Annotated in this window: 1 protein-coding gene; it reads left to right on the plus strand. The window is 41.2% G+C overall.

The genetic code is table 11. The annotated features are described in order from the left end of the window. Positions 1-188 precede the first annotated feature (188 nt). Entirely contained in the window at positions 189-8,747 is an 8,559-nt protein-coding gene (locus KPC_RS20605; RefSeq protein WP_213065902.1) for a BapA/Bap/LapF family large adhesin, read from the plus strand. The last annotated feature ends 1,311 nt before the right edge of the window (positions 8,748-10,058 follow it).

The following is a 10,058-nucleotide window of genomic DNA, read 5'->3' on the forward strand; positions in this document are numbered from 1 at the left end:
AACAAAATCAATTAATTAAATTAGTTAATAAAAATTAAATACTGATTTAACTGAAATTTTAACCCTTTATAAAATAATGGAATTCACATTATTCTCATTAAAAACAATAAATGTTAAATAACACAGGTTATTAATTGCATTTGTTAAATGGTCTTTGATTTGAAGATCAAATAACACGGAGGGGTTTAATGTTTGATGTTCAAGTTATTTCGAAAAGAACACATAAAATAGTAGAACAACTTAAAACAAATAAAGTTAATGTTCATGCTGATAATGTAGTCAAAATTAATGCATCATCTTTAGATGTTGCTTCAATTGAACGGAAAGGTAATAGCGCCATAATTACAATGAAGAATGGCGAAACAATAGTTATTGATAATTTTTTTAATCCGGAAAATTCAAATACCATTGTTTTTGATGATAATGGAAAGCTTGCCTGGATAGAGTTTAATGATGCTAATCAGGTAGCACTTGATAGTGTACAATTTCATAGCATAGATGAAGTTGAACCTTTACTTTACGATGATTCAACAGCTGCTGCATTTATGCCGTGGGGTGTAGGTGCACTCTTGGCTGGAGCAGTTGTTGCAGTAGCAACTAACACAGATAGTTCAGGCCATCAGAACAATGCAAATAATAAAGTAGTTAATAAACCAGTTATTACTGAAAATAATGGTGATGGTCTTGGAGGTACAGGTGATGCCGGTAGCACTATTGTTGTGACCGATAGTGATGGTGTAACACATACCACAGTTGTTGACCAAGATGGCAACTGGCATTTTGATGAAAATCCATTAGCAGAAAATGAAGTTGGCAAGATCGAAGCCAAAGACCCAGCAGGCAATAGTTCAGGACAAAGCCCAATTACGGGTGGAGACCAAACAGATCCATCTGCACCAAAAGTGACAGAAAATAATGGTGATGGTCTTGGTGGTACAGGTGAGGCGGGTAGCACTATTATTGTGACCGATAGTGATGGTGTAACACATACCACAGTTGTTGACCAAGATGGCAACTGGCATTTTGATGAAAATCCATTAGCAGAAAATGAAGTTGGCAAGATCGAAGCCAAAGATCCCGCAGGCAATAGTTCAGGACAAAGTCCAATTACGGGTGGAGACCAAACAGATCCATCTGCACCAAAAGTGACAGAAAATAATGGTGATGGTCTTGGTGGTACAGGTGAGGCGGGTAGCACTATTGTTGTGACTGATAGTGATGGTGTAACACATACCACAGTTGTTGACCAAGATGGCAACTGGCATTTTGATGAAAATCCATTAGCAGAAAATGAAGTTGGCAAGATCGAAGCCAAAGACCCCGCAGGCAATAGCTCAGGACAAAGTCCAATTACGGGTGGAGACCAAACAGATCCATCTGCACCAAAAGTGACAGAAAATAATGGTGAAGGTCTTGGTGGTACAGGTGAAGCAGGTGACATCATTATTGTGACCGATAGTGATGGTGTAACACATACCACAGTTGTTGACCAAGATGGCAACTGGCATTTCGATGAAAATCCATTAGAAGAAAATGAAGTTGGCAAGATTGAGGAACAAGATCCAGCGGGGAATGGCTCTGGTCAAAGTCCAATTACGGGTGGAGATCAGACTGATCCATCTGGTCTAAAAGCTGAACTTGTAAATGATAGTGGCGTGGCAGGTGATGGTATCACCAATGATGGCACCGTAAATGTAAGTGGTGTTGAGTCTGGAGCGACATGGTCATATAGTCTGGATGGAGGTGACACCTGGATAGAGGGTACAGGTGGCAGTTTTGTTATTCCAGAAGGGACATCAACTGTTCAAGTGAAACAGACAGATACTGCTGGCAACGAACAAGTTATTGATCTTGGAACAATACAGGTTGATAGCAAAGCACCAACAGGATTAACCGCTGGTCTTGCTACGGATAGTGGCGTGGCAGGTGATGGTATCACCAATGATGGTACCGTAAATGTAAGCGGTGTTGAGTCTGGAGCGACATGGTCATATAGTCTGGATGGCGGTGACACCTGGATAGAGGGTACAGGTGGCAGTTTTGTTGTTCCAGAAGGAACATCGACTGTTCAAGTGAAACAGTCAGATGCAGCTGGCAACGAGCAGGTTATCAACCTAGGTGAAATTATTGTTGATAAAACTGCTCCTACAGATCTGGTTGCGAAGCTCGAAAATGATGATGGGCGTTTATCTACTGACGGTATAACTACCGATGGAACAGTCAATATTATTGATATTGAAGATGGTGCACTCTGGTACTATAGCACAGATGGTGGTACCAGCTGGACTCAGGGAACGGGTACCAGTTTTGAATTACCAGAAGGTGAATCTGATGTCCAGGTCAAACAGGTTGATAAGGCAGGAAATGAACAGATTGTTGACCTTGGTTCAATCCTTGTAGACCGTCAGGTACCGGTAGGATTAACAGCTAGCCTACAAAATGATACAGGATACTCGGATAGTGATCTGATTACTCAGGATGGCACAGTCATCGTTTCGGGTGTTGAGTCTGGAGCAATTTGGTCTTATAGCCTTGATGGAGGCGTAACCTGGAAACAAGGTAGTGGTAACAGCTTTGTTGTTGATTTTGGAACGCATAATGTTCTGGTTAAGCAGGAAGATGTGGCTGGTAATGATGAAGTGATTGCTTTCGGTGATATTACTGTTGATAACAGTAAGCCTGCAAAGCCGATTATTGATCCTTTAAGCGAAACCGCTGAAATTACAGGTACAGCAGAAGCTGGGACGCTTATCACAATTATTTTCCCTGATAAATCAAGTATAACAACTGAAGTCGCGACCGATGGAACTTGGTCCGTAACCAATCCAGGATTAAACAATGATGATGAAATTTCCGCTTATGTAACTGATATAGCAGGGAATAAGTCAGATACATCAAGTTTAATTTATACTGATTTAGAGAGTGATTCGGACTCTGACAGCGATTCTGATTCCGACAGCGATTCGGACTCTGACAGTGATTCTGATTCAGACAGCGATTCGGACTCTGACAGCGATTCGGACTCTGACAGTGACTCGGACTCTGACAGCGACTCTGATTCAGACAGTGATTCCGACTCTGACAGCGACTCCGATTCGGATAGTGACTCTGATTCAGACAGTGACTCGGACTCTGACAGCGACTCTGATTCAGACAGCGANTCGGACTCTGACAGTGACTCTGATTCTGACAGCGACTCGGATTCNGANAGTGACTCTGATTCAGACAGTGACTCGGACTCTGACAGCGACTCTGATTCAGACAGTGACTCGGACTCTGACAGTGACTCTGATTCTGACAGCGACTCGGATTCGGATAGTGACTCTGATTCAGACAGTGACTCGGACTCTGACAGCGACTCTGATTCAGACAGTGACTCGGACTCTGACAGCGACTCGGACTCAGACAGCGACTCAGATTCAGACAGCGACTCCGACTCTGACAGTGATTCGGATAGCGACAGCGACTCTGATTCAGACAGTGATTCCGATTCAGACAGTGATTCTGATTCAGATAGCGACTCGGACTCTGATAGCGATTCGGATTCAGATAGCGATTCCGACTCAGATAGCGACTCGGATTCAGACAGCGATTCGGATTCAGACAGCGACTCTGATTCAGACAGCGATTCAGACTCTGACAGTGATTCGGACTCTGACAGTGATTCGGATTCAGACAGCGACTCTGATTCAGACAGCGACTCGGATTCAGACAGTGATTCGGACTCTGACAGCGACTCGGACTCAGACAGTGATTCGGACTCAGACAGTGACTCGGATTCAGACAGCGATTCCGACTCAGACAGCGACTCGGATTCAGACAGCGATTCCGACTCAGACAGCGATTCCGACTCAGACAGCGATTCAGACAGCGATTCGGATTCTGATAGCGACTCGGATTCAGACAGTGACTCGGACTCTGACAGCGACTCTGATTCAGACAGCGATTCGGACTCTGACAGTGACTCTGATTCAGACAGCGACTCTGATTCAGACAGTGATTCGGACTCAGACAGTGATTCGGACTCTGATAGTGATTCGGACTCTGATAGCGACTCGGATTCAGACAGCGATTCAGACTCAGACAGCGATTCGGACTCAGATAGCGACTCTGATTCAGACAGTGACTCTGACTCTGACAGTGATTCCGACTCTGATTCAGACAGCGATTCGGATTCAGACAGCGATTCGGATTCCGATAGCGACTCTGATTCAGACAGTGACTCGGACTCTGACAGCGACTCGGATTCAGACAGCGATTCAGACTCTGACAGCGATTCGGACTCAGATAGCGACTCTGACAGTGATTCCGACTCTGACAGCGACTCTGATTCAGACAGCGATTCGGACTCTGACAGCGATTCGGACTCAGACAGCGATTCAGACTCAGACAGCGATTCGGATTCAGACAGCGACTCGGATTCAGACAGTGACTCGGACTCTGACAGCGATTCAGACTCTGATAGCGATTCAGACTCTGACAGCGACTCTGACTCAGACAGCGATTCGGACTCTGATTCAGACTCTGACAGTGATTCGGATTCAGACAGTGACTCGGACTCAGACAGCGATTCGGATTCAGATAGCGACTCTGATTCAGACAGTGACTCTGATTCAGACAGCGATTCGGACTCAGACAGCGATTCGGACTCAGACAGCGATTCGGACTCAGACAGCGATTCGGATTCAGATAGCGACTCTGATTCAGACAGTGACTCTGATTCAGACAGCGATTCGGACTCAGACAGCGATTCAGACTCAGATAGCGACTCTGATTCAGACAGTGACTCNGATTCAGACAGCGATTCGGACTCAGACAGCGATTCGGACTCAGACAGCGATTCGGATTCAGATAGCGACTCTGATTCAGACAGTGACTCGGATTCAGACAGCGATTCGGACTCAGACAGCGATTCAGACTCAGATAGCGACTCGGATTCAGACAGCGACTCGGATTCAGACTCTGACAGTGATTCGGACTCTGATAGCGATTCCGACTCTGACAGCGACTCGGACTCTGACAGCGACTCTGATTCAGATAGCGACTCTGATTCAGACAGTGATTCGGACTCTGACAGTGACGCGGACTCTGATAGTGACGCGGACTCTGATAGTGATGCTGATTCAGATAGTGACGCGGATTCTGATAGTGATCTCGATGCGCAAGATGATACGGTCCAACTAGATATGGGGGATCTAAATCACACTACAGTTAAATATGCTTCTGTTTCGAATGTGGCTGTGGTTGATATTGGTCTAATCAACAATGATGTTGCTGGAGCTAACTTCACTACAGTTCAACATGCTGAGGAGAATACAGATGTCATTGTGACGGTGAGTCAACAAAACTTGCTGGCAGTCGCATCTGGCTTTAGTGTAGAGGTTGTTCGAGTAGAAGCAGATGGTTCATTAACCACTGTTAAAGTTGCCACAGTGAATGATGGTTTGGTTGCTGATGCCCTTGGTTTAAGCATACTTGGTGTTGTTGATGACGGTAATACTGTAGCGATAAAACTGGAAGACCTGCCAGAAGGAGATTACCGCGTCATCGTTAAAAATGATGAAAGTGTAATTAATGATCTCATTGGTGGATTAACCCTCAATGAGCTTGGAGATCAAGGCGTAGTACTTGGTAAAGACAATCAGGAACTTGTCCTAAATACAGTTGAAACTGCTTTAAATGGTAAATATGGTTTAGGGCTTGGTACTGCTGTTAAAACTCTCTTAAGTGGTTTGTTGGCAACAACAGACACACTAGGTGCAGGAGATATTGTAAGAGCACTGAAAGAAAGTACTATTGTTGGGCCATTACTGAATACATTATTAGGTGGTTTGGTTGACCCAATTCTGGATGTTATTGCTGATGCACTGGTAGATAACTTAATTTCAGTGTTACGGACAACGAATGTTGAAATTAGTGGTGAAGAGTCTCACTTCGCTAACCTGAGTATCACAGACAATGTACTCGGCAATGACGTAGACCCTAGTGATACTGCTGTTGTGACCTCGGTGAATGGAACTGCTGTAACAGCCGAAGGTGTGAATATTGAAGGGTTATATGGCACATTAACTATTCAGGCTAATGGACAATATACCTACACGGCTCATGATTCATTATCATCTACAGGAAAAGTCGAAACATTTACATATTCAATATCTGATGGTGTAAATTCTGATACGGCTCAACTGGTTATTAACATTAAAGATGGTATTGCGCCTGATGCAGCTATTGTTGATCCTGTTAATGGATCAAGTGATATTACGGGTACAGCAGAACCAGGTTCTACCGTTATAGTGACATTCCCTGATGGTACTCAACCTGTATCAGCAAGTGTTGTTGTAGATGCAGATGGAACATGGACTATTGCAAATCCTGGCTTGCAAGATGCGAGTGAAATAATAGTTACAGTGAAAGATAGTTTTGGTAATACATCGGAACCAACAACGATAGTAGTTGATGCTTTGGCACCAGATGCACCAATGGCTCATTTCTCTGAAGCAGGTGATACAGTTAGTGGTACTGCTGAAGCTGGTTCGACTGTTGTTGTTAAAGATTCGGGTAATAACATTCTCGGAACTACGACAGTAGGAGCAGATGGAAAATATCAGCTAGATGGTATTAGTCCAGCACTTGTAAATGGAGAAACGGTCACTGTTACAGCTACCGATAAGGCAGGTAACACTTCTTTAGCGACTACGATTGAAGCACCGTTGAATGATCCAAGTCTGGAAAATACAAATGTAATCGCAGAAGATAATGTGATGGCATTAACTGCGACTGTAACTCCTCAAACCAAACCGGTTGAAGCTGCTCATTGGGAGTCTACAAAGTTACTTGACTTACAACTTTTAGGTCCTGTTTTAGATACAACAACTGAAGGTGTTTTATATGCGTCAGTTGCTGAGGATACGATCCGGGATCTAACAATTAATGCTTCTGTTGGCGGCGTTTCACTTGTTTCTAACTACAACCTGTATATCTACAAGTTAAATGAAGCAGGTTCGTATGTACGGATGGATGAGTACACAGAAATAGACTGGATGCAGACATCACTTGTCAGTTGGTCTGATAGTAACTCAAAACAAGTCACTTTAGGTGAGGGTAGTTATGCGATTCTACTTGTAACTCAACAATCACTTGTTGGACTTGGATTATTCCCTAGTAAAACACTTGATATTACTGGAGTTGAACGTAGCTATGATGATGTCACTGTTACGGCTCAGCAATCTGGTAATGTGATTGCAGATGTGGATGCAACCAATGGAGAGGATACAGTTACACCAGATACCGTTGTTAAATCTGTAAATGGTATCAATATTGCGGAGAACCTGAACTCAACATTGCCGAATACTTCGACACCAGCTGCGAAGATAGCAGGTCAATACGGCGACCTCTATATCACAGCAGATGGTTCGTATGTATATGTACTTGATCCAACACGAGCAGGTAAAGAGCAGCTAGGACTTGCACAAGAAACATTTACTTATCGTCTGGTAGATACTGTAACAGGTGACTGGTCAACAGCTGAGCTGAGCTTTAAGCTTGATTCGGTGAATGCGGTCAATGATGTTAATAGTGCAGGATATACGGCTACTAATGTTGTTACTGAAAATGTTAATTTCATGACGCCAGTTAATGCAGTTGCTGCAACTAAAGTTTCATCAGGATTAAGCAATACCGATTATGAGTATAAACAAACACTTAGTTTTAATGTGGCTTCCGATAAAGTGGGTGAGGATGTTCAGCTTAAGGTTGTTGGTGATTCGTTACTCACTTCTGGCACTTATACTCTAACGTATGTATTGAAGAATGGTAGTCAGACGATTGCTAATGTTACTAATGAAACTAAACAAGGGGTTGATACTGAATTTACTAAATTATTAACGAATTTGGGAGCTGGAAGCTATACCTTAGAAGTAACACTTCATAAGACTACAGCTATAGCTACAAGTGCTGCATTTGATATCTCAATTAGTTTAATTGGTAAAGAAATTGATCTAGATAGCTTTAAGGATACGGTTAAAACGACTGATGGTAATATCTTGACTGGCGCTGAAGGTGCGGATGATTTAGGTTCTTCTGATACTTACTTTGCGATTAAAGGTAAGTTCGATACCAACCCATACATCCTGTATCAAGCAGAAAATCAAGGTCCAGCAGAAGTTACTGTTCAAGGTCAGTATGGTGTCTTAACAATCGAGAAAGATGGTCAGTATAGTTATGTACCAAATGGTACTGGCTATGGTCAGGAGGTATTTGAATACACGTTACATTCACCAACAGGTAACTCGTCAGATGCAACATTGACCATCAACGTTGCTAAAGACTTCACAGGTTCTGTTTATAATGATCTGGTTACAAGTACAGGTGGTAATGACACTATTTCTACAGGAGCTGGCTCTGATACTTTAATCTTTAAAGTGTTGACTGCAACGGGCGTGGTTGATCCTACTGGCGGAAATGGTCTGGATACATGGGATGACTTTCATGTTGGCAATACAGCTTCTGACACAGCAGCTGATAAGATTGATGTATCTGCTTTACTTGCTGGTCAGACGATTACAGATATCAATAAATTTGTATCTGTAACATACGATGCGGATAAGGATACAGCAACGATCAGTATAGATAGGGATGGAGATGGCACAACATATACATCGACAGAACTACTTGTTTTAACTAACCAAACAACACAAGTAACACTTGATGAGTTAATTCAAAATGGTCAGTTTAAATACAATGTCTAATATCTAAATAAAGAACTTAAAAAGAGGGTCTTAGGACTCTCTTTTTTTATTTAAAAAACATGATAAAAATATTTAAAATTACAATAATATGATATAGTTAAGTGGTATTTTTTAGTCATAAACTATGAGGGGAAAATGACTATTTCGACTTATAAAGGATTACAAGAGTTTAAAGAAAAAATTAAATTCTGGACAAAACAACAAAACAAAAACTCACAAGCAAAATATGGTCTCTTTCTATCTTATGGAAACAAAAAAAGTAGATGTAAAGTTTGGAATACCGTTGATACAGATCTTGAAAAAGTATTGAAAAGAACATGTAATTTTTTAGATAAGCTTTTTGAAAAAAATACTCAGTTACTTGAGTATATAAAAGTTGACTATTTAATTAATTTAGAGCAAAAAAGCTGGCAGGAAGTTATTGCAGAGGTGACAGCTCAGGCACATAATAATCATTTTCGTAAAGGTATCAGCTTTGATGCAAATTTAGAAGTATGTTTTCTTGAGCAAGAAATTTACGGAAAAGCGATTATTCGCAGTGTTGTTTATAATGAACCAAATTTCTTTGATGAAAAGAATTTAAATGATGCTATTCATAAGAAATATCCTAAAATCACCAGACAATTTCATTTGGATAAAATAGATCAAGTCTGGGTGTTTGATACAGTTGGGGTGTTTTATGAAAATGGTGCATTATTAGAGTTGTATTCAACTGGCCCAGAAAATGGAGTCAGAAAACCAACAGAAAATAAAAAGAAAGAAATTAAAAAAATAGTTCTGGATAATGCTGAATTCTTACATAATGAGATATCTGAAAATGGAAGATTTTGTTATGGTTATTTCCCTGCTTATGATAGAGAAATAAAAAGTTATAATACAGTTCGTCACTGTACAGCTATTTATGCCTTACTCGAAACACTCGAAGTTGAATATAATGAAAGATATTTAGATAAAATAAATAAATCTATTCAATATGCTATTAATGTATTTTATAAAGAAAAAGAAAATAAGGCATTTATGATTGATGGTAGTGAGCATGAGTCTGAAGTAAAACTAGGTTCAAATGCTGCTGCTATATTTATGTTTGCAAAATATCAGGAGATTACTCAAGATTCTCAATATCAACAGTATGCTGAAAAGCTTGCTGAGGGTATTCGGTTTATGNTTGATGAAAATGGGGAAACAACCCATGTATTAAACTATCCATCATTAGATGTAAAAGAGNAATTTAGAATTGTATATTATGATGGGGAAGCGGCGTTAGGTTTATTAAGACTTTATCAGATTAATCATAACCAGATCTTATTAGAT

This window comes from Acinetobacter stercoris (assembly GCF_900323515.1).
Classification (GTDB): Bacteria; Pseudomonadota; Gammaproteobacteria; order Pseudomonadales; family Moraxellaceae; genus Acinetobacter; species Acinetobacter stercoris.